This window comes from Jatrophihabitans fulvus (genome assembly GCF_054781375.1).
Genome location: NZ_BAAGUN010000001.1, coordinates 695,308 through 716,215, shown reverse-complemented (window position 1 = coordinate 716,215; position 20,908 = coordinate 695,308). Strand labels below are relative to the sequence as shown.

General features: G+C 73.7%; 19 protein-coding genes. 10 read left to right on the top strand and 9 right to left on the bottom strand.

Going from position 1 to position 20,908, the window contains the following annotated elements:
• Window positions 1-9: 9 nt before the first annotated feature.
• Window positions 10-396: a DUF4280 domain-containing protein gene (locus ACYVP9_RS03525; RefSeq protein WP_460603305.1), complete on the bottom strand. Its 387-nt coding sequence runs from the start codon at window positions 394-396 to the stop codon at window positions 10-12.
• Between the two features lie 56 nt (window positions 397-452).
• Complete coding sequence (locus tag ACYVP9_RS03520; RefSeq protein ID WP_460603304.1) at window positions 453-1,058, bottom strand: septum formation family protein; 606 nt, start codon at window positions 1,056-1,058, stop codon at window positions 453-455.
• Between the two features lie 148 nt (window positions 1,059-1,206).
• Between ACYVP9_RS03520 and ACYVP9_RS03515 the strand changes: the two genes are divergently transcribed.
• Window positions 1,207-1,797: a hypothetical protein gene (locus ACYVP9_RS03515; RefSeq protein ID WP_460603303.1), complete on the top strand. Its 591-nt coding sequence runs from the start codon at window positions 1,207-1,209 to the stop codon at window positions 1,795-1,797.
• A 9-nt stretch (window positions 1,798-1,806) separates the two neighbouring features.
• Here the strand turns inward: ACYVP9_RS03515 and ACYVP9_RS03510 are convergent, their stop codons facing one another.
• Window positions 1,807-4,014 carry a SpoIIE family protein phosphatase gene (locus tag ACYVP9_RS03510; protein ID WP_460604280.1) on the bottom strand — a complete coding sequence of 736 codons (2,208 nt, stop codon included), beginning with the start codon at window positions 4,012-4,014 and terminating at the stop codon, window positions 1,807-1,809.
• 231 nt (window positions 4,015-4,245) lie between these two features.
• Here ACYVP9_RS03510 and ACYVP9_RS03505 point away from each other — a divergent pair, with 231 nt between their 5' ends.
• The gene (locus ACYVP9_RS03505; RefSeq protein WP_460603302.1) at window positions 4,246-5,754 is read left to right on the top strand and encodes an HAD-IA family hydrolase; all 1,509 of its coding nucleotides are present in this window, start codon (window positions 4,246-4,248) and stop codon (window positions 5,752-5,754) included.
• Between the two features lie 98 nt (window positions 5,755-5,852).
• Entirely contained in the window at window positions 5,853-6,215 is a 363-nt protein-coding gene (locus ACYVP9_RS03500; protein WP_460603301.1) for a hypothetical protein, read from the top strand.
• On the opposite strand, the gene ACYVP9_RS03495 is transcribed toward ACYVP9_RS03500, so the two are convergent.
• Together ACYVP9_RS03495 and ACYVP9_RS03490 are read right to left on the bottom strand one after the other, a co-directional pair.
• Window positions 6,205-7,011 carry an Fpg/Nei family DNA glycosylase gene (locus ACYVP9_RS03495; protein ID WP_460603300.1) on the bottom strand — a complete coding sequence of 269 codons (807 nt, stop codon included), beginning with the start codon at window positions 7,009-7,011 and terminating at the stop codon, window positions 6,205-6,207. The two genes, ACYVP9_RS03500 and ACYVP9_RS03495, sit on opposite strands and share 11 nt — an antisense overlap.
• Window positions 7,004-7,447: an SRPBCC family protein gene (locus ACYVP9_RS03490; RefSeq protein WP_460603299.1), complete on the bottom strand. Its 444-nt coding sequence runs from the start codon at window positions 7,445-7,447 to the stop codon at window positions 7,004-7,006. Before ACYVP9_RS03490 ends, ACYVP9_RS03495 begins: the two co-directional genes overlap by 8 nt.
• On the opposite strand from ACYVP9_RS03490, the gene ACYVP9_RS03485 reads away from it, so the two are divergent.
• From ACYVP9_RS03485 to ACYVP9_RS03475, 3 genes are all read left to right on the top strand, one after another.
• The gene (locus tag ACYVP9_RS03485) at window positions 7,446-8,459 is read left to right on the top strand and encodes a hypothetical protein (protein WP_460603298.1); all 1,014 of its coding nucleotides are present in this window, start codon (window positions 7,446-7,448) and stop codon (window positions 8,457-8,459) included. The genes ACYVP9_RS03490 and ACYVP9_RS03485 overlap by 2 nt on opposite strands.
• 76 nt (window positions 8,460-8,535) lie before the next feature.
• Window positions 8,536-9,408 carry a phosphatase PAP2 family protein gene (locus tag ACYVP9_RS03480; protein WP_460603297.1) on the top strand — a complete coding sequence of 291 codons (873 nt, stop codon included), beginning with the start codon at window positions 8,536-8,538 and terminating at the stop codon, window positions 9,406-9,408.
• Between the two features lie 91 nt (window positions 9,409-9,499).
• Window positions 9,500-10,699 (top strand): glycoside hydrolase family 6 protein, encoded by a 1,200-nt coding sequence (locus tag ACYVP9_RS03475; protein ID WP_460603296.1) that lies wholly within the window; start codon window positions 9,500-9,502, stop codon window positions 10,697-10,699.
• A 7-nt stretch (window positions 10,700-10,706) separates the two neighbouring features.
• Here ACYVP9_RS03475 and ACYVP9_RS03470 read toward each other — a convergent pair whose 3' ends face one another.
• Window positions 10,707-13,823, bottom strand: a complete 3,117-nt coding sequence (locus tag ACYVP9_RS03470; RefSeq protein WP_460603295.1) for a bifunctional glutamine-synthetase adenylyltransferase/deadenyltransferase — start codon at window positions 13,821-13,823, stop codon at window positions 10,707-10,709.
• Complete coding sequence (locus ACYVP9_RS03465) at window positions 13,816-14,685, bottom strand: type 1 glutamine amidotransferase (RefSeq protein WP_460603294.1); 870 nt, start codon at window positions 14,683-14,685, stop codon at window positions 13,816-13,818. Before ACYVP9_RS03465 ends, ACYVP9_RS03470 begins: the two co-directional genes overlap by 8 nt.
• A gap of 56 nt (window positions 14,686-14,741) precedes the next feature.
• Between ACYVP9_RS03465 and ACYVP9_RS03460 the strand changes: the two genes are divergently transcribed.
• The 3 genes from ACYVP9_RS03460 to ACYVP9_RS03450 are packed head-to-tail and all read left to right on the top strand — an operon-like array spanning window position 14,742 to window position 18,708.
• Window positions 14,742-15,419 (top strand): ABC transporter ATP-binding protein, encoded by a 678-nt coding sequence (locus ACYVP9_RS03460; protein WP_460603293.1) that lies wholly within the window; start codon window positions 14,742-14,744, stop codon window positions 15,417-15,419.
• Entirely contained in the window at window positions 15,416-16,090 is a 675-nt protein-coding gene (locus ACYVP9_RS03455; RefSeq protein WP_460603292.1) for an ABC transporter ATP-binding protein, read from the top strand. Before ACYVP9_RS03460 ends, ACYVP9_RS03455 begins: the two co-directional genes overlap by 4 nt.
• Window positions 16,087-18,708 (top strand): FtsX-like permease family protein, encoded by a 2,622-nt coding sequence (locus ACYVP9_RS03450; protein ID WP_460603291.1) that lies wholly within the window; start codon window positions 16,087-16,089, stop codon window positions 18,706-18,708. The genes ACYVP9_RS03455 and ACYVP9_RS03450 overlap by 4 nt, the downstream gene beginning before the upstream one ends.
• Before the next feature lie 4 nt (window positions 18,709-18,712).
• On the opposite strand, the gene ACYVP9_RS03445 is transcribed toward ACYVP9_RS03450, so the two are convergent.
• Both ACYVP9_RS03445 and ACYVP9_RS03440 read right to left on the bottom strand, forming a co-directional pair.
• Complete coding sequence (locus tag ACYVP9_RS03445) at window positions 18,713-18,922, bottom strand: hypothetical protein (protein ID WP_460603290.1); 210 nt, start codon at window positions 18,920-18,922, stop codon at window positions 18,713-18,715.
• Window positions 18,923-18,925: 3 nt separating this feature from the next.
• Entirely contained in the window at window positions 18,926-20,038 is a 1,113-nt protein-coding gene (locus ACYVP9_RS03440; RefSeq protein WP_460603289.1) for a glycosyltransferase 87 family protein, read from the bottom strand.
• 169 nt (window positions 20,039-20,207) lie between these two features.
• On the opposite strand from ACYVP9_RS03440, the gene ACYVP9_RS03435 reads away from it, so the two are divergent.
• Window positions 20,208-20,894 (top strand): response regulator transcription factor, encoded by a 687-nt coding sequence (locus tag ACYVP9_RS03435; RefSeq protein ID WP_460603288.1) that lies wholly within the window; start codon window positions 20,208-20,210, stop codon window positions 20,892-20,894.
• The last annotated feature ends 14 nt before the right edge of the window (window positions 20,895-20,908 follow it).

Sequence of the window (20,908 nt, the reverse complement as noted above, 5' to 3'; positions counted from 1 at the left end):
TGCCGCGGGTCAGTTCGACTGGGTGCGCACGGCGCCGGGGAACGTGATCGTGATGACCCCGCCCCAGCTGCACTGGCAGGTCGACGACGAGGTCAGGGCCGGCTTGCCGCCGAGCATCGTCTTGATCGCGCCGGGCTTCCACGGGGTCGTCACCGGCACGCACGGCATGGGCGTGAGCACGCCCAGCGCGGCCGCCGTGGCGGACGCGACCGTCGGGTTCGACAGCGTCGTGCACATGCCGAACGGCGGCACGTTCACCATGGGCGCGCAGTCGGTGATGGTGGCGGCCGGCTTGCCCTCGATCATCACGCGCGAGGTCGGCAGTGCGTTCAACGTCGACGGCGCGACCCCGAACGAGCACGTCATCATCGCGGTCGTCGTGACGTTCTGCGGCATGGGGAGGTACTACCGCTCGCGACCCTCGATGTCCAGGCCGGGTGACGACCCGCCGGTCAGCGCTTCGAGCCCTTGACCGAGCTCTTCAGGGTGCCGCCGGTCGTGGTGACGAAGCAGATGACCTTGCGGTCGCCGCTCTGCTCCCAACTGCGCGCCGACGGCAGCAGGTAGGTGTAGAAGAAGTCGGACTCCAGGTAGTCGACACCCACGTACGGCCCGTACGCCTGCGCGCAGGCGCCGTCGGCGAACTTCTTCAACACGCTCGCACCGGGGTAGTCGAGTCCCGCGACGGACGCCGACGGGGCCGACGGCTGCGCGATGCTCGGAAGCGCGGTGGGGACCGCGGTCGGGACCCCGGTGGGCACCTTCGGCGTGCTCGGGCGCTGGCTGCTCACCGACCCGGCCGGACGGTAGACCGGCGTCGCGTACGCCTCGAGCGAGTGCGGCTTGTCGCAGCCGACCCTCGACAGCGTCGACAGCTGCACCTTCACCGACTTCGGCACGGTGAAGCACTCCCCCGCCTTCACCGCGAACACCGACACCGTGTTGTCGTCGTCGCCGGTGCAGGCGGCGAGCGTCGCGGTGAGGGCGATCGACGCCAGCGCGGCGGCGAGCGCGCGCCGCCCCCGTGCGGGCGGGGGAATCACGGTCGCAGCAGTCACGTGCTCGTCCTTCGCGGTGGTGTCGTCGTCGGTGCCGGGCGGGGTCGCGGACGGGGCTCGGACCGGCCGTGCGGTTCGCGCACATTCGGCCTTTCGCCGGGAAACCAGCGGTGTCCGGGAGGTCCGGCGCGTGGCTAGTATCCGTGCCGTGTCTATCACCGTGATCATCGCTCGCGACGACGTCGGCGCACCCACGACGCGAGAGGTGTACGCGACGGGGGTCAAATTCACCATCGACAACGGTGACCTGGCCATCCTCTCGGCGATGCCGCAGCTCATCGCCACCTACGGCTCGGGCAACTGGCTGTCGGTGCACGTCGACGAGCACGTCGAGGTCATCACCGAGAAGCCCGCCGAGGACGACGACAGCGGCGGCTTCGGCGGTTTCGGCGGCGACGACGACTCGGGCGGCTTCAGCTTCGGCGACGACGATGCGAGTTCCTCGGACGACAGCAGCGGCGGCGACTTCGACTTCAGCTTCGGCGACGACGACTCGACGACGAGCACGACGACCTCGTCGGACGACAGCAGCGACTTCGACTTCAGCTTCGGCGACGACGACACGACGACGAGCACCACGAGCACGACGAGCTCGTCGGACGACAGCAGCAGCGGCGACTTCGACTTCACCTTCGACGACGACACGACGACGAGCACCACGAGCTCGACCGACGACAGCAGCGGGGACTTCGACTTCACCTTCGACGACGACGACACCCCGGGGACGAAGTCCGGCTGATCGCCGCTACTACCGGGACGGTCGGCCGAGGCTGACGATCGTCGCGTCGTCGGCGACGTCCCGGTCGACGGCCTCGCGGATGTCGGGTGCCTGCCAGGTGCTCAGCGACGCGAGCGCCTCGGACAACCGCTGCCGGCCGACGTCGATGACCTCGCCGCGGCGCTCGATGAGGCCGTCGGAGAACAGCACCAACCACTGTCCGGGCTGCATCGTGAACGTGCTCGCCCGGTAATCGACCCGCCGGATGCCGACGGGCGGCGACACGACGATCGCGGGCGTGGCCGGTTCGGCCCCCGGCGCGAGCAGGAACGGCAGCGGGTGTCCTGCCGAGACGGCCTCGACCTCGCCGGTGTCGAGATCGGCGGCGGCGATCGCGAGGGTCGCGAACGCGCCGGGCAACAGCTGGGTGGCGAACCGGTTCGCCTTCGCGACGGCCTCGGCCACCGGGTCGCCGTCGTGCAGGTAGGCGCGCAGCACGTTGCGCAGCTGCGCCATGGTGCCGGCCGCCGCGATGCCGTGACCGGCCACGTCGCCGAGCACGGCGGCGAGCCGTCCGTCGGGAAGGTAGAGCGCGTCGTACCAGTCGCCGCCGACGCGGCCGCCCTCGGCCGGTTCGTAGTGCGCGCTCAGGTGCCAGCCACCGGCGACGTCGGGCATCCGCGGCTGCAGGTTGCGTTGCAGCGTCTCGGCGAGCCGCAGCTCGGTGCTGGCCCGTTGGAACATGGCCTCGACCACGACCCGGCGCAACTGGTCGGCGTGGTCGCGATCGACGCTCGACCACGGCGCGGACCGGTTCCGGACCGTCTCGGTCCAGCGCTCGAACGACTTGCGCGGGCTCAGGCGCACCGAGTCGCCCTCGCGCGTCGCGATCGCCTTGTTGTACGGGTCGCCGCCCCAGTCGACCGACTGGGCCTGCTCGGCCCGGGTCCAGAGCAGGTAGCGGCGGTCGGGCAGGACGACGACCAGCGCGCCGGCCGCGACGTCGTGGGGGACGTCGAGCTCGGGCAGGGTCTCGCGCAGGCTTTCGGTCGCGGCCACCGGCGTGTCACGCGAGCGGGCCCACTCGACGATGGTGAGCACGGCACGCTCGTCGGGCACCGTGCCGCGGGTGCGCAGCTCGTCCTCGAGACCGACCACCACGCCGTCGGCCTCGATGAGGTCGAGCAGGTCGGGCGCGCCGAGCAGGGCGTCCGGCAACGCCGTCCGCTCGTCGTTGGTGGTCGCGGTCAGCTTGGCGAGCACGGCCTGCGCGGCGATGCGGGCGCGGAAGTTGTCGTCCTCGACGCGGTCGACGAGACGCAGCGACAGCGTCGAGCCGAGGAACTCGGCGGCGGCGCGGGTGCCGTAGGGCGGCGAGTGCGGTCCCGAGTAGTGGTGACAGGCGATGAGGCCCCAGAGCTTGCCCTCGCGCAGCAGCGAGATGGACATCGACGCGTGCACGCCCATGTTGCGCAGGTATTCGAGGTGGATCGGCGACACGCTGCGCAGCGTCGAGTTCGTCAGGTCGATCGACCCGCCGGTCACCGGGTTGACGGCCGGCACGAGAGGCGAGGGCGTGTAGTCGACGTCGTGGATCAGGCGGATCCAGTTCTTCTCGTACAGCGCGCGCGCCTGCGCCGGGATGTCACTGGCCGGGTAGTGCAGGCCGAGGAACGAGTTGAGGTCGTCCAGCTTCGCCTCGGCCACGACCTCGCCGTTGTACTGCTCGTCGTAGCGGTAGACCATCACCCGGTCGAAACCGGTCAACTCGCGCACGGCCCGCGCGGTGACGTCGTACAGCTGCTGGATCTCGGCGGTCGTGTTGAGTTCCTGGGTCGCCCCGCGCACCGCCTGGTACGTGTTCGGGAACGAGAACGGACGTGGACCGTAGGCGTCCTCGAGCTCGACGAGCAGCAGGCCGTCCGGTTCGCGCGACAGGATCGCGTCGAAGTCGCGACGCTCCTCGCCCACGTGGACGACGACCTCGAGCGGGTTGCGGTGACGCAGGTCCGGATACGACGAGGCGAAGTGGACGACCGCGCGTCCGGCCCGGTCACCGAGCGCGCTGGACAGGTGGTTGCCCAGCACCGCGTCGACCTCGACGCCCAGCACCTCGGGCAGGTTGGCGCTCGCCTGGACGACGACCATCTCGGGTTCGCGCAGCACCAGCAGCACGCCGCGTGGCTGGATGCTGCCCGGCACGTGGATGGGCTCGCGCGCGCAGTTGTCGAGATCGATGGGGGTGCCCGGGGGCAGCAGGTCCAGCGACGGATCGGAGACGCCCGTGGCGTCGTCGGAGCTCAGGACGGGCCTCCTCCCACCACCCGGGCCGGCGCGGATCGCTGGGTCTCAACCCCGCGGGGGCGCAGCAGTGTCGATCAGGTCTTTCCCGAATACTGGCACAGCGATCAGTCCAAGGTCCCGATGTGGGGCGGCGCGTGCCCCGGCCGCCCGTGCCAGGCTGACGGCGTGGCGGCAACGATCGGAATCCTCGGCACCGGAGCGATGGGAGCGGCCCTGGCGGCCGCGTGGCGCGCCGGCGGCGCCGAGGTGGTCGCCGACCTCTCGGCGCGCAGCCCCCGCAGCCGCGCACTCGCCGCCGCAGCGGGCATCAGCGACGTACCCGCCGTCGAGGTCGTCCGGGCCGACGTGGTCGTGTCCGTCGTGCCGCCGGGCAGCGCCCTGGCCGCAGCGCGCACGGTTGCGGCGGCGGCCGCGGCCGCCGGCGTCCGTCCGGTGGTCGCCGACCTCAACGCCGTCTCACCCCCGACCCTCGCCCGCATCGCCGCCGCCCTGCCGGGACACGAGCTGGTCGACGGCGCGCTGTCCGGGCCGCCGCCGGCACCGGGCGGCACGACGCGCCTGTACCTGGCCGGACCGTCCGCGCCGGTGCTGGCCGCACTGCCCGCGCCGGGGGTCGAGGTCGTCGTGCTCGACGGCCCCGCCGGCAGCGCGTCCGCGCTGAAGATGTGCACGGCGTCGATGTACAAGGGCACGACGGCGCTCGTGACGCAGGCGATGCTCACCGCGCGCCACCACGGAGTGCTCGAGCCGTTCCTCGCCGACGTGGCACACCGCTGGCCGCACGACGTGCCCCGCTGGCCGGCGGACGTCGGCCTCGCCGCGAGCAAGGCCGCGCGGTTCGCCGACGAGATGCGCGAGATCGCCGCGACCCAGCACACCGCCGGGCTGCCCCCGGGCCTGTTCGACGGTGCGGGCGACGTGTACGCGCGCATCGCGGCGACGCCCGCCGCCGCGCGCAGCCCCGAGGAGGCCCGCGGCACCGGCGCCGACCTCGCCGACCTCGCCGCGCGACCGCGAGGGGTGCTGTTCGACTTCTCCGGCACGCTGTTCCGCATCGAGTCCCCCGCGCAGGCGCTGCTCGCCGCGCTGGGTCCCGGTTTCGTCCCCCTGGCCGACGGCCTGGAGCGGCTCGGCGCGATCAACGGCGCCACCGAGCCGCAGGAGCTGCCCGACCACCTGGCCGGCGACTGGGACGGACGCGACCTCTCGATGGCCGCGCACCGGGCCGTCTACTCGGGGCTCGCCGTCCACGGCGGCCTGAGCGAGCAGCAGGCGGCCGTGCTCTACGAGCGAGGGGTGCAGCCGGAGGCGTGGCTGCCCTACGACGGCACCGTCGCGACCCTCCGCGCGCTGCGCCGCGGCGGGGTGCGGGTGGCGATCGTCAGCAACATCGGCTGGGACCCCCGCCCGGTGCTCGCGCGCTACGGCGTCGACGACCTCGTCGACGAGCTGGTGCTGTCCTACGAGCTCGGGGTGATGAAGCCGGACCCGGTGATCTTCGAGCACGCCTGCTCGGCGCTGGGCCTCGAGCCGGACGACTGCGTGATGGTCGGCGACAGCCCGCGCGCCGACGGCGGCAGCGAGGCGATCGGGGTGCCGTTCCGTCACGTCGCGGCCGACCCGCACGAGCGCGGACCGGACGCGCTGCTGCACGCCGCCGCAGCGGCCCGATGACGAATCGGGCACCGTTGCCGCGCTCTCGTTGACTTCGGGCGGCGCCCGGCGTTCCCTCGGCACCAGGCCGCTCAGGCCGCCCGTCCGGTGGAGTGCCCGTGACCGTCGTCGTCCTCGTCGTGGCGTGCCTCAGCCCTGCGCTCGCGTTCTGGTTGTTCTCGCGCGCCTTCGACTGGTTCAGCACCTACGAACGCCGCGTCCCGACCCCGAAGCCCGATCCGGCCGTGGTGCTGCCGCGCATCGGCGACGACCTGCGGCGCCTGTCGGCCGAACACCGCTGGTTGATGCGGGCGGACGTGCCCGGGCGGGCGCTGCGGATCAAGGCGGTCGAGCTCGCGTACGACGACGTGCTGCTGCAGGCGGGAGCGGTGCTGGAGATCGACCTGCCGGAACCGCCGCTCGCGCCGGCGACGAGGCTGGAGGCCGAGATGGAACTGGCCACGCACGGGTTCACGTGGTGACCACGCGCGCGGGCTGACAGCTCGGGCACCACCAGGTGCGCCGTCCGGACGGGCTGTCGACGCCGTCGACCACCCGCACGACGGTGCCGCAGCGCAGGCACGGCCGTCCCGCCCGTCCGGTGACCCAGTGCTGCTCGCCGCGGCGCCGGACGCCGGTGGTCACCTGCATCTGACCCGGCCGGTGGGCCGACGCGTGCAGCGCCCGCGCGCCGAGCGCGACCAGCGCGGGCAGGTCGACCTCGCCGACCGGCGTCCGCGGGTCGAGCCCGCGCAGGAAGCAGAGCTCGTTCGCCCAGAGGTTGCCGAAACCGGCGACGAGCCGCTGGTCGAGCAGGGCGTCCGCCACGGCGCGCGACGGGTCGCAGCACAGTCGCCGGACGGCCTCGGCGGCATCCCAGTCGGCGCGCAGCGGGTCGGGCCCGAGGTGGCCGATCACGTCCCGTTCGTCGGCGGTGGCGACCAGGTCCACGACCGGCAGCCGCAGGCCGTAGGCCGTCGAGCCGCCGTCGACCTCGAGCAGCAGGCGGACGTCCGGGAGCAGCCGGCGCGGCAGGCGGCGGCCCTGCCGGGTGACCGTCCACGACCCGTCCATGCGCAGGTGCGTGTGCAGGGTGCGGCCGTCGCCGAAGCGGGTGAGCAGGTGCTTGCCGTGGGTCTCGTGGCCGAGCACCACCGATCCGGCGACGTCGGCGGTCGCGTGCGCCGGGACGCGGAACGACGAGCGGACGACCGTCCGCCCGTCGAGGTCGCGCCGTAGCCGCGCCGCGAGCGCGAAGACGGTGTCGCCCTCAGGCACTCGCTCCCAGCTTGTTCAGCACCTCGGTCATCTGGTCCTCGGTGTCGCCACCGAGCTTCTCGAAGACCAGCTTCATCACCGGTGTGCCGAGCTTCGCGGCGCCGTGCATCTCGAGGTCGACGTGGTACGTGATCTCGGATCCGGTGCCCGACGGGCGGACGGTGATCGTGTCGATCGACGTGGCCGTGTCGTTCTTGCCCACCAGCACGATCGTGTCGTCGGTGAGCGTGTCGAGCGTGTAGGTCAGCTCCGTCTTCAAGCCCATGATCTTCGAGACGTTGTGCCAGTTGGCACCCACGGCGATCGGGCCGCTGTCGTTGCGCGTGCACTCCTCCGTGCCCGGGTCCCACTCGGTGGCGTTGCCGAAGTCGGCGAGGTACGGGACGACGACGGCCGGCGGCGGGGTGACCTCGAAGGTGCGTTCCACTTGTGTCATGCCGGTCTCGTACCCGGTCTGCACCATGATGGTGCGAATGATCGCCTGTGCGGCTCGTGTCCCCGGCGCCGTTCGCGCCGTCGCCGTCCTCTGCGTGGCGGGGGGTGTGCTCGCCGGCTGCACGTCGGACGGCGACGACGGCCCGACGTCCGGCCCGCCGCCCACGGTCACGTCGGGGTCGTCGGGGTCGCCGTCCGCCCCGTCCGGGAGCACGACGCCGTCGGGCGACGGGCTGGCCGCGCTCGCCGGCACGTACCTGCTCGCCGGGCCCACCGCCGACACCGCCCGCATCTACCGGGTCGCGCCCGACGCCGTCGACCGGGTGACCGCCACCAACGGCTTCACCGGCGTGACCGTGCGCGGCAGCACCGTCGTGGTGTCCCGCCGCAGCGCCGGCGGCGAGCAGGTGCAGGAACTGCGCAACGACAGGCTCCTCGACATCGGCCTGGGCGACGCGTTCTCCCCCGCGCTCTCGGGCACGGGACGGCTGGCCTGGGCGCAGCTCGCCCGGGGCAGCGGCGGCCCCGGCATCTCGAAGCCCGCCGGCTTCACCGTGTTCGCGCGCCCGTCCGTCACCGGCGCGACGCGGAAGCTCGCGACCTTCCGCACGTCGGTCGGGTCGCTCGCGTGGTCCGGGGACCTGCTCGTCGTCCCCGTCGAGGAGGGCCAGGCGACCCGGCTGGTCACCGTCGACGGCCGGGGACGGGTCCGCGACGTCACGCGGGTGGCCGACTCCCCCGACCTCGTGGTCACCGCGAACCGGCGCTCCGCGACCGTGCAGACCTCGGACGGCGCCGTGGTCGTCGACCTCGCGACCGGACGCACCCGGCCGCTCGCCACCGGGTGGACGCCGCTGTGCTGGCAGGACTCCGGACCGTCCGGACGGCTGGTCGTCGCCCGCGGCCGCACCCTCGGCCTGGTCACCCTCTCGGCGTCCGGCGCGCCGGGAACTCCGGCGCCGCTGGGCAGCCTGCCGGCCGGAACCTCCGCCTTCGGCGGCGCCTGCCCGTGACGCCGACACACCCGCCCCTGAGCGCGAGCCGTGTGGCGGACGCGGCCGGGCGGCCCCTCGATGCCATGATGTCCTGATGGTCGCGGTGCGGGAATCGGAGGTCGCCTCCGCAGGTGATGCTGCCGACGCCGCCGGTCCGGCGCACCGGTCGTTCACCGGCCTGCTGCCCCGCCGCTTCACGCGGTGGCGCCGGCCCCGCTGGTACCAGGAGATCGCGATCATCGCGATCGGCTACTGGCTCTACTCGCTCGTGCGCAACGCGATCCCCGAGCACGAGTCGATCGCGACCCGCCACGCGCGCAGCATCCAGCACGTGCAGGACGTGCTGCACCTCAACTTCGAGCGGTCGTTCAACGGCTTCGTCGCCGCCCACGAATGGCTCGCGCAGCCGCTGAACTACTACTACGCGACGTTGCACTTCATCGTCACGCCCGGCGTGCTGATCTGGCTGTTCGTGAAGTTCTCGCACCTGTACCGCGGGGTGCGCACGGTGCTGTTCGCCACGACGCTGATCGCCCTGGCCGGGTTCGCGCTCTACCCGCTCGCCCCGCCGCGGCTCATGCCCGAGTTCGGGTACGTCGACACGCTGGTCGTCTTCCACACGTGGGGCTCGTTCGCCAGCCCCGCGGTGCAGAGCGCGTCCAACCAGTTCGCCGCGATGCCGAGCCTGCACATCGGCTGGGCGCTGTGGGCCGGCATCACGATCGTCCGGCTGGCCCGTCGCCGCTGGGTGCGCGTGCTCGGCGCCGTCTACCCGCTGGGCACCCTCGTGGTCATCGTCGGCACCGCCAACCACTTCCTGCTCGACGCCGTGGGCGGCGCGGTGGTCGTCGCGGCCGGCTTCGGGGTGCAGTTCCTGCTGTCGGGACGGGGGGCGTTCACCGCGCCGGTCGACGCCCCCGACTTCGGCCGACCCGACCCTCCCCTGCCAGGACACAAATCCGCCTAAGCCCCATCGAAGCGGACGTTCGCGGACCGGAAGTCCCGAAAACCGAACAGCCGCTACACATCCGGACGTGCCGTTCCGTACAGTCCGTGCCATGACCTCGACCTCCCCCCGGGTCGGTCGCCGCGCCGTCGTCCTCGGTGCCGCCACCGTCTGCGCCGTCCTCGCCCTCTCGTCCGCCACCCCCGGCGCGACCGCCTCGCCGACCGTCCGCGCGTCGGCCGCCACCGCCGCCGCACCCCGCACCACGTCCGGCAAGACCGTGCAGCCCGTGAACAAGTACAACCGCACCAACCCGCTGGCCGGTCGCACCTGGGGCGTCGCGAAGGACTCCGCCGACCAGGTGTATCCGCACTACCAGAACGCGCGCGGCCTGACGAAGCAGCGCCTGGCCCGCATCGCGCTCACCCCGCGGGTGCGCTGGTTCGGCGCCTGGCAGAAGGCGTCCTCGCTCAACAGCCTGGTCGGCAAGTACATCGCCGCGGCGAAGGCCGACGGCGGCTCGAAGACCGTCGTGCAGGCCGCGGTCTTCCGGCTCGTGCCGAACGAGGCCCAGTCGTGCGGCCGCGTCGCGACCTCCGCCGAGGTCAGCGCCTACCAGTCGTGGATCACCGCGTTCGCGCGGGCGATCAACGCCCACATCGGCGACGCCCGCATGATGATCGACCTCGAGCCCGACCTGCCGCACTGGGAGTGCTCGCCGCGCGGCGCGAAGCACCGCAGCATGACGGCCTACTCGGCCCGCGTGCTGGAGGCGGCCAAGAACACGTCCGTCTACATCGACGCGGGAGCGTCCGACTGGCGTTCGGTGTCGCAGGCCGTGTCGCTGCTCAAGGGATCGGGCATCAGGTACACCCGCGGCTTCATCCTGAACAACACGCACTACACGAGCACGACCGACAACATCAACCACGGTTACGCGCTGACGAAGGCCCTCGCGCGGGCCGGCTTCGGCACCAAGCACTTCGTGCTGAACACCTCGAACAACGCCTGGGGCTTCACCCACGCCTGGTACTACTCCAAGAAGCGCAGCGCACCGTACGACAACGCGCCCACTTGCAGCACCGCCGCCCAGCGCGGCTGCGTCACGCTCGGCATCCCCGCCACCACGAACGTCGCCAAGAGCACCTGGGGCCTGTCGAAGGTCGTGGCACTGCGTGCCGCGATGCGCGTCGACGGCTACGTGTGGTCGGGACGGTCGTGGCTGACGATGCAGTCGCACCCGTTCAACCTCGCCCGGGCCCTGAACATGGCCAAGACCGGCCGCTACATGGGCAGCTACCCGACGCGCTGACCGCGCGTCAGTCGGGCCGCACCCCGTAGAAGACGTCCTCGACGACCCGGCGCGCCCGCCGCGCGGCGCGCCGGTAGTCGTCGACGAGCTGCCCGGGGTCGGTCTCGGCCGGATAGCCGAGCACCCGGTTCACCGCCACCAGTTCCGGTCCCAGGGCGGGCAGCTGGTCTGTGGGCTTGTCGCGCACCAGCGCGAGGGCGTTGCGCACCCGGGTCGCCAGCCGCCACGCGTCGGCCAACGTCTCGGCCTGCCCCGGCTCGAGCAGGTGCGCCTCGGCCAGCGCCGTGAGGGCCTCGAGCGTGCGGGTGGTGCGCAGCCCCGGCACGGCGTGACCGTGGCCCAGCTGCAGCAGTTGCACGGTCCACTCGATGTCGCCGAGGCCACCGCGGCCCAGCTTCGTGTGGGTCGTCGGGTCCGCGCCCCGAGGCAGTCGCTCGGCGTCGATGCGGCCCTTGAGCCGCCGGATCTCGAAGAGATCGTCCGCCGACACACCGCCCTCGGGGTAGCGCACCGGGTCGATGAGGGCCACGAACCGCCGGCCGAGCTCGGCGTCGCCGGCGACCGGACGGGCCCGCAGCAGGGCCTGCGCCTCCCACGCCGAGGACCAGCGCGCGTAGTAGGCGCCGTACGAGGCGAGGGTCCGTGCCAGCGGCCCGTTGCGACCCTCGGGACGCAGGCCGGCGTCCAGCGTCAGAGGTGGGTCGACCGACGACGGAGCGCCGAGCAGCGCACGTAACCGTCCGGCGAGGTCGGCCGCGCACTTGGCGGCCAGCTCGTCGCCCGCCGAGGTCGCCTCGCCCGCGTTCTCGTAGACGAACATGACGTCCGCGTCGGAGCCGTAGCCGACCTCCGCACCGCCGAGACGGCCCACGGCGATCACCGCGAAGTGGATCGGCAGGTCCTGGAGGGCGCGGTCGGCCGCGACCGTACGGACGGCCACCCTCAGCACCGCGTCGATCGTCGAGGTCAGCGTGTCGCTCAGCGCCGCGCACACCTGCCCGACGTCCGCCCGGCCGAGCAGGTCGGCGAAGGCGGTGCGCAGCAGCTCGACCCGGCGCAGCGCGCGCACGCTGCGCACGGCCGCCGCCGGGTCCGGGTGCCGCGCGGCCGACTCGTGCATGGCCGCCAACACCTCGGCGGGGTCGCGCGGCGCCAGGCTGCCCTCGCCGCCCAGCAGCCGGACGGCCTCCGGCGCACGTCCCAGCATCGGCGCCACGTAACGGCTCGTGCCCAGCACCCGCGCGAGATTGGGCGCGACCGCGTCACCGTCGCGCAGCAGCCGCAGGTACCACGGCGTGGTGCCGAGCTGGTCGGACAACCGGCGGTAGGCCAGCAGCCCGGTGTCGGGGGCGGGCGCCTCGGCGAACTCCTCCAGCAGCACCGGCAGCAGCGCCCGCTGCAACGCCGCCCGCCGGCTCACGCCCGCGGTGAGCGCCTCGATGTGCCGCAGGGCGGCGTCCGGGTTGTCGAAGCCGAGCGCGGCCAGGCGCCGGCCGGCCTCGTCCGTGGTCAGGCGCAGCCCGGCGGCGGGCACGCGGGCCACCGCCTCGAGCAGCGGACGGTAGAACAGCTTCTCGTGCAGCCGGCGCACCTCGCGCACGTGCAGCTTCCACTCGGCCTCGAAGACGTCCTTGGCGCTGCCGCGGTGGTCGGGGCGGTAGCCCATGGCCCGGGCCAGCCAGCCGAGGTCGGCCTCGTCCGCGGGCAGGATGTGCGTGCGCCGCAGCCGCCGCAGCTGCAGGCGGTGCTCGACCGTCCGCAGGAAGCGGTAGGCGTCGCGCAGGCTCACCGCGTCGTCGCGCCCCACGTACCCGCCGTGCTGCAGCGCGTCGAGCGCGGGCAGCGTCTCGGGCGAGCGCAGCGTCTCGTCGCCGCGGCCGTGCACGAGCTGCAGCAGCTGCACCGAGAACTCGACGTCGCGGATGCCGCCGCGGCCGAGCTTGACGTCGCGCTCGGCGTGCGACACCGGGATGTGGTCGACGACCCGCTTGCGCATCGCGCGCACGTCGGCGACGAAATCGGGACGCTCGGCAGCCGTCCAGACCAGGGGGGTGATCACGTCCCGATACGCCGCGCCGAGCGCCGCGTCGCCCGCGACCGGACGGGCCTTGAGCAGGGCCTGGAACTCCCACGTCTTGGCCCAGCGGTCGTAGTAGGCCTGGTGGCTGGCGAGGGTGCGCACGAGCGGCCCGTCCTTGCCCTCCGGACGCAGGTTGGCGTCGACCTCCCACGCGACGGCACGGCAGACGCGCATCAGGGCGCCGGCCAGTTTCGACGCGGTGGCGAGGGCGGGCTCGGTGTCGGCGTCGGGCCCGGCGTCCGCCTCGGGCCCGGCGACGAAGACCACGTCGACGTCCGAGACGTAGTTGAGCTCGCGCGAGCCCGTCTTGCCCATCGCGATCACCGCGAGCCGGCAGGGCGCGGCGTCGGACGGCAGCTCCGCGGCGGCCAGCGCGAGGGCGGCCTGCAGCGTGTGCCCGGCGAGGTCGGCCAACAGCTCGGTGACGGCGCGGACGTCGAGGTCACCGGCCAGGTCGCGGCCGGCGATGGCGACGACCTCGCGGCGGTAGGCGGTGCGCAGCGCGACGATGCCGTCGGCACCGGTGACGGTCGCGCGGGTGCCGCCGGTGCCCGTGACCGGACGCTCGGCGTCGGCACCGACCGCGGCGTGCAGCCGCTGCGCGGTGCGCAACGGGTCGACGTCCGCCGCCGGGTCCTTCGGGTCGTCGAGCAGCACCCGCCAGTGCCCGGCGTGGTCGCCCAGGTGGTGCGCGATCTCGTCCGACACCCCGAGCAGGCCCAGCAGGCGGGCCCGCAGCTCGGGACGCAGCTCGAGCGCCTGTTGCAGGCCGTCGGCGCCCGGTGCCCCCAGCATGCGGGCGAGCGCGCCGACCGCGGCGTCGGGGTCGGCGGTGCGCGACAGCGCCGCGACGACGGCGCCGGCGTCCTGGCCCGCCGGCGCGGCGGCGGCGAGGTCCCACCAGGCAGGCGGATCGGCCGACAGCAGCCGCGCGGCCGCCTCGGGTTCGGCGAACGACAGGCGCGACAGCCGGGCGCTGCTGCGCGCCGGTCCGGACGCCGCCTCGGCGCTGCGCGCGGGACCGGCGGGGACGGTGTCAGTCACCGTCGGGACGGCGGGTCGGCATCGGCAGGAACGCGGGGCCGGGCAGGTCGCGAGCCGCACTCGCCTCGGCGGCGAGGGCGGCCCGGGCGGCGGCGACCGGGTCGGCCGGGCCCGCGGTCGGTGCCGGGTCGGCCGCGGAGTCGGGGTCGGCCACCACGGCCATGAAGGCCGCCGCGAACGGCGCCCACACCTCGGCGACGTCGTCGTGCACCGCGGACGCCCGCGCGACGATGCGGTCGAGGTCGATCTGCGGGTAGTCGTCGGTGAGCGACGCGGCGTCCTGCCGGGCCCACGACGCCACCACCTCCGGCGTGGTCTCGATGTGGAACTGCAGTCCCCACGCGAGACCGCCGAGCCGGAAGGCCTGGTTCTCGCAGACCGGCGAGCTGGCCAGCTGCACCGCACCGGGCGGCAGCCTGGTCACCGCGTCGTAGTGCCACTGCACGACGTCCGGGGTGATCGGCAGCGAGTCGAACAGCGGGTCGCCGGCCGCGGCCGAGCGCTTGGCGACCAGTCCGGCGCCGATCTCGGGTCCCTCGGGGTTGACCTCGACGCGGCCGCCGTTGGCCGCGGCCAGCAGCTGTCCGCCGAGGCACACGCCCAGCACCGGGCGGGGGGCGGCGATCGCGTCGCGCAGCAGGGCCTTCACGTCGCGCAGGTACGGGTGCCGGGCGTCGTCGTTCGCGCCCATGCCGCCGCCCATGACGACGACGGCATCGACCTCGTCGACGCCGGGCAACGGGTCACCGGCGTGCACCCGGCGGACGTCGAGGTCGGCGCCGGCTCCGGCCAGCCACTCCCCCAGCCGACCGACCGGGTCGGAGGGATCGAGCTCGACGACCAGCACCCGGTTCCGCGACACGTGTCAAGCCTACGGACCCCCTTCCTGCGCAGGAATGTGGCAATAAGGTGCACACCATGCCGATCAGTGCGCGGGTCCGCGGCCTGCATCGTTCCTACCGGCTGGGCCGCCGCACCGTGCAGGCGCTCGCCGACGTCGACATGGACTTCGTCTCCGGTGCGCTGACCGTCATCGCCGGGCCGTCCGGGTCGGGCAAGTCGTCGATGCTGCGCATCCTCGCCTGCGTCGAGCGGCCCGACTCGGGGGTGCTGGAGATCGACGGCCAGTCGGTCGCCGAGGCCGGTACCCGGCGGCGGCGCAGGCTGCGCCGGCGGCGCATCGGCTACATCTTCCAGGACCCGATCGACAACCTGGTCGAGTATTTGAGCGCTGATGAGCAATTGCGCACGGCGGGACGGCTGCGGGGCGTCCGCGTCGACGACGCGGAGATCGAGCGGCTGCTGGGGTCACTGCACCTCGAGGGCCGTCGTGACCACCGTCCGCAGCAGTTGTCGGGCGGTGAGCAGCAACGGGTCGCGGTGGCCACGGCCATGGTCGGCTCCCCCGCGCTCGTGGTCGCCGACGAGCCCACGGCCGAGCTCGACTCCCGCTCGGCCGACAGCGTCCTGGACGGGGTGCGGGCGCTGTGCGACCAGGGCGCGTCGTTCGCGATCGCGTCCCACGATCCGCGCATGATCGAACGCGCCGACCACCTGTTGCGTCTCGAACGCGGACGGGTGGTGGAGACGTGGTGAGCGCGCCCAGCACCACCGCCGTCGTCCGCGTGCGCGACGTGGTGAAGACCTTCCGTCGTGGCCCCGAGACGGTGCACGCGTTGCGCGGCGCGGACCTCACGGTCGGCGCCGGTGAGCTCGTCGGCATCGCGGGATCGTCCGGGTCGGGCAAGTCGACGTTGCTCGCGGTGCTGTGCGGGTGGGAGCGTCCCGACTCCGGTGACGTCGAGGTCGTCGGCACGGGCACCCCCCTGGACCTCACCTGGTCGAGGTTGTCGCTGCTGCCGCAGACCCTCGGCCTGCTCGACGACCTGCCCGCACGCGAGAACGTGCTGCTGCCCGCGCGGCTGGCCCGCCGCGAGCGCGAGTTCCACGCCCGCGCCGACGCGCTGATGGCCGCGCTGTCGGTCGACCACCTGGCCGCGCGGTTCAGCGACCAGATGTCGCTCGGGGAGCAGCAGCGGGTCGCGGTCGCCCGCGCGCTGCTGCTCGAACCGCAGCTCGTGCTCGCCGACGAGCCGACCGCCCACCAGGACGCCCGCAACGCCCTCGACGTCCTCCGCCTGCTGCGCGAGTTCGTCGACGGAGGGGGCGGCTGCGTGCTGGTGAGCCACCACCAGCAGGCGCTCGACGCCGCCGACGTGGTGCTGACCATGCGCGACGGGCGCCTGACCCGGGACGGCGTCCGATGAGCGCGCGGCATCGCGGCACCAGCCCTGCGCGCGGCGGCGCGCTGGCCACCCTGCCCTGGCGGCGCGCACCGCTGCTGTTGCTGCGCCGTCCCGCCGTCTTCGTCGCGATCGTCGCGGCCACCGCGGTGCTCGGTATCGCGGCCGCGTCCGGCCCGCTGTTCCTCTCGACCGTCGGCACCGCCAGCCTGGCCTCGCAGGCCGGGCAGACCTGCCCGGAGAACAGCGAGCCGGGCATGACGGTCACGGTGCCGGGCGCGCGCGCCGCCATCATGACCGGCCGGGGCGAGCAGGCGCTGCGCCGGCAGGGACTGGCCACGCCCCGCGTCGTCAGCATCGCCGAGGCCAGGGTGCAGCGCTCGTTCGTCCACGTGTTCGCCGCCGCGGGCGCGCTTGATCACGTGCGCACGCTCACGCCCCGCGGCGCGTCCGGCGTCTGGGTGCCGGACACCTTCGCGGCCAAGCTGGGCCTGCGTCCGGGCGGCAGCGTGACGACCGGCGCGGGAACCGCCCTGCCGGTCGCCGGGATCTACCGCGACCTCGCCCCGGACCCGTTCAAGCTCGCCAACCTGCCGCGCTTCTTCTGCAGCTGGTCGAACGCGATCGTGCCGGGCGTGCCGTCCGAATCCGGCCCCGGTCCGAGCTCGCTCGCGCTGACCGCGGCCCCGCTGCTGATCACCGACCCCGCGACGGTCGCCCGCGCGGCCGCCACCCCGGTCCGCGTCTCGCTGCACTCGCCGTTGTCGCCGCAGACGAACGCGCTCGGCCGCTTCCGGACCGCCGCCGACCGTGCCGCGCTGGCCGCCGCCACCCCGGGGCTGGCGCCGTACGCCGAGGCCGACGACCACCTGCCGCGCGTGATCGCGCGCGCCGAGACCGCGCGCAACGGTCTCGCCGGCTCGATCGTGCCGATCGAGGTGGCCGGCGTCGTGATCGCCGGCCTGCTGGTGGCCGGTGCCGGACTGTTCTGGGCCAACGCCCGCCGCCGCGAGATCCGGCTGCTCGTCGCGCGCGGCGTGGGGCCGGGTGCGCTCGCCGGCAAGGCCGTGCTCGAGACGCTGCCGCCGGCCGTCGTCGGCGGGCTCGCCGGGTGGGCGGTGTCGGCGTACCTGGTGCGTGCGGTCGGCCCGGCCGACGTCTTCGAACCCGGCGCGGTGTTCGGCGCGCTCGGTCTCGTGGGGGCCGTCCTCGCTGCCGGTCTGCTGCTGATAGCGGCGGTCGGCGCCGTCGCCGGACGGGAGCGGACGTCCGGACGTTCGGCCTCGTGGGCCGCGCGGATCCCGTGGGAACTGCTGCTCGTCGCCGCGGCGGTGGTCATCGCAGCGACCAGGCTCGACGACTCCGCGGTGACGGTCGAGAACGCGATCGTGCGCATCAGCCCGCTGGTGATCCTCTATCCGCTGCTGGGCGTGACCGGCGTGCTGCTGCTGCTCGGCCGGGCCGTCGGCCTGCTGCTGCCGCTCACCGGGCGGGCGGCCGGACGGGGACCCTCGACGCTGTACCTCGCCTTCCGGCGCATGTCCCGCTCGCGGGCCGTCGCGGTCGGCCTGCTGATCGGCACCGCGCTGCCGTGCTGCCTGCTGATGTACGGCAGCACGGTGCGCGCGAGCGTGTCGGACGAGGTCAGGTCGAAGTACCAGACCAACCTCGGCGCGCCGCACGTGCTCGCGGTCTACGGCGTACGCGGGCGGCAGCTCGACCTGCGCGGCACCGGGGCCCAGGTGACCGTCTACGACCAGGACGCCGCGCTCGGCGCCACCAGCGACATCGCCGACCTCGGCAACCAGGTCACCGTGCTCGGGGTCGACCCCGCGATGTTCGGCCGGTTCGCGTTCCTGACCGGGTCGCAGCGCGCCGATCTCGCCCGGGTGACCGCCCCGGCCGACGGACCGGCACCCGTCGTCGTCGCCAACGCGAGCGGCCCGCTCGCCCGCACGCTGCACGTCGGACGGACGTCCATCCCCGTCGACCCGGTCGCACGGCCGGCCGTCTTCCCCGGCCTGCGCGACGGGTCGTCCCCCCTCGTGATCGTGAACGAGCGCTTCCTGCGCGGAGTCGACCCGAACGCCGAACGCAACACGCAACTCTGGACCGACGACGCGCACTACGGCCCCGCCCGCCGGCTCGTCGCGTCCGACACCCGGTTGAACGTGCTGTACGAGCTGACGTCCAAGGTGGTCATCGACACCACCGGCCTGCTGCCGGTGACGTGGGTGTTCGGCTACCTGCAGGCGCTGGCGCTGCTCGTGGGCTTCGTCGCGCTGGCCGGGTTGGTGTTCGGGCTCGCCGCCCGCACCCGCGCGCGCCGGGTCTCGTACGTGCTCGCCCGCCGCATGGGCATGCGCCGGCGCACGCACGTCGCCAGCCTCGTCGTCGAACTCGGGGTCGTCCTCGGGCTCGGCTGGGTCGCCGGCTCGTCGCTGGGCATCGGATCGTTCGGGTTGATCGTCGACCGGCTCGACATGTACCCGTCGCTGCCGCCGCCGCCCGCGTTCACCGTGCCGGGCACCCCCCTCGTGGTGACCGCCGTGCTCGTCGCCGTCGTCGTGCTCGTCGCGACGCTCGCGGTGCAGGCGCTGGCCGAGCGCACGAGGCCCGCGGAGATCCTCCGGCTGGAGTGAACCCTCAGCGGTGCCGTTGCCGGTCGCGGCAGATGTCACCGATCGGGATGGCGATGCCGCGGTGCTGCGTCGAGGCCAGATCGGCGTGCAGGTCGTGGCGTTCGGCGTCGATGACCGCCCACGACCGGACACGGTGGCGCCGGCGGTCGCGCACCTCGATGACGGCGGCGACCGCGAAGATCAGCAGCACGATCGCCACCGCGGCGGCCAGCACCGCTCAGCCCGTCCCGGTCGGGGTCATGGACGGATGGTGGCCCTCCCCGCGGGGTCCGGCAAGCACGGTGACGTCCGCCGGACACCGGTAGCGGCGCCCCACGACGGCGAACGTCGCGAACGCGACGACCGCGTAGGCGTGGCCGAGCACCGGTCCGAACTCGAACGGGCTGAGCACGAGCGCGCCCGGAACGAGCCGGGCCGCCACGGGCAACCCGGCCAGGCACGGCACGAACCAGACCCAGTGGTGGTTCCACGCCACCGGCGACACCAGACAGGCCGTGAGCCCCACGACGCCGACCGCGGCGATCTCCCCGCCCGCGCGGGCCACGCGCCGCGCCAGCAGCACCCCTGCCGTCAGCACCGGTCCGGCGAGGGCGATCCACACGGCCACCCCCGTGCCGTGCCCGAGCAGGCGTTCGGCCAGCCCGCGCACCGACTGGTTGGCGGTGTGGTCGACACCGCCGAACCCGGTTCCGGCGACCACGTCGTGGGTCCAGTACCGCCACGACGCCGAGGGTGCGACCAGCACCCCGGCACCCGTCGCGGCGACGAAGGTGACCGTCGCGGTCCGTGCCTCCCGCGTCCGTCCGCACAGCAGCAGGTACACGACGAACACGGCCGGCGTCAGCTTGACCGCTGCGGCGAGGCCGACGAGCACGCCGCTGCGGCGCACCAGCAGGTCGTGCATCACCACCGCGGCGAGCAGCAGGTTGACCTGGCCCCACTGCAGGGTCGCGACGACCGGCTGGGCGAGCGCCCATGGCGCGATGCGCAGCGCGGTCGCCCAGCCGGACCCGCACCCGGCCGGAACCGACCGACGCAGGACGACCGCCAGCGCGAGCGCCGACACCGCGGTCAGCGCCGCGAACATCGCCGGCACCGTCAGGCGGGCGAGCGGCGCGAACAGGGCTGCGGCGAACGGCGGATAGGTGAAGCCGAAGCCTCCGACGCGCAGCCCGTACAGGTCGCCGCCGAACACCGCCCGTCCCCCGGCGCGGTACACGCCGACGTCGCCGAGACGCGCGGTCGGCAGGGCGACCGCGAGCGCGGCCACCACCGCCAGGACGATGACGGCGGTGGCGACAGCGCGCCGTGGACGGGTGTCGATGAGCACGACGGGCACGTTCGTCCGGCAGGGTCACCACCGCGCGACCACCGCGTCCCGGTCGTCCGACGCCTCGCTACGGTCGTCGGCGGCGCCCTGTCGACGTCCTGTGACGATGTCGGGACGTCACGGCGACGAAACCGGCGCACGATGGACCCGACGATGACGAAGGAGTGTTGTGCCCCGCCTGCTCGTGATCGAGGACGACGACGCGGTGGCCGAGGCGTTGCAGCTGTCGCTCACCCAGCTGGGCCACGGCGTGCGGACGGCGGCGTCGGCCGAGCTCGGTCTCGCGATGCTCGACGACGGCACCCCGACCGACCTCGCGATCGTCGACGTCATGCTGCCGGGCATGGACGGGTTCGAGCTGTGCCGCCGGGTCAGTGCGACGCGGGCGTTGCCCCTGGTGCTGCTGACCGCCCGCAGCGACCCGATCGACATCGTCGTCGGTCTCGAGTGCGGCGCGGACGACTACGTGACGAAGCCGGTCGAACCGCGGGTCCTCGACGCCCGCATCAAGGCGGTGCTGCGGCGGACCGCCACCGAGACGGCACCGCGCTCGACCGTCACGCGGCTCGGGTCCTTGGTCGTCGACGAGGGCGCGATGCGGGTGACGCGCGACGGCGAGCCGGTGCAGCTGACACCGACCGAGTTGCGGTTGCTGCTCGAGCTGGTGCAGCACCCCGGTCAGGCCCTCACCCGCCGTGCCCTGCTCGAGCGCGTGTGGGAATACGGGTACGTGGGCGACACCCGTCTGGTCGACGCCTGCGTGCAACGGTTGCGAGCGAAGGTCGAGCAGAACCCGTCCCGACCGACGCTCATCCACACCGTCCGTGGTGTCGGCTACCGGCTGGAACTGCCGTGAGGCGGCTGCGCGAT

Coding starts and splice junctions, on each gene's coding strand:
- ACYVP9_RS03475 (WP_460603296.1), top strand. CDS start 9,500: ATGACCTCGACCTCCCCCCGGGTCGGTCGCCGCGCCGTCGTCCTCGGT.
- ACYVP9_RS03490 (WP_460603299.1), bottom strand. CDS start 7,447: ATGACACAAGTGGAACGCACCTTCGAGGTCACCCCGCCGCCGGCCGTC.
- ACYVP9_RS03450 (WP_460603291.1), top strand. CDS start 16,087: ATGAGCGCGCGGCATCGCGGCACCAGCCCTGCGCGCGGCGGCGCGCTG.
- ACYVP9_RS03480 (WP_460603297.1), top strand. CDS start 8,536: ATGGTCGCGGTGCGGGAATCGGAGGTCGCCTCCGCAGGTGATGCTGCC.
- ACYVP9_RS03485 (WP_460603298.1), top strand. CDS start 7,446: ATGCCGGTCTCGTACCCGGTCTGCACCATGATGGTGCGAATGATCGCC.
- ACYVP9_RS03460 (WP_460603293.1), top strand. CDS start 14,742: ATGCCGATCAGTGCGCGGGTCCGCGGCCTGCATCGTTCCTACCGGCTG.
- ACYVP9_RS03525 (WP_460603305.1), bottom strand. CDS start 396: ATGCCGCAGAACGTCACGACGACCGCGATGATGACGTGCTCGTTCGGG.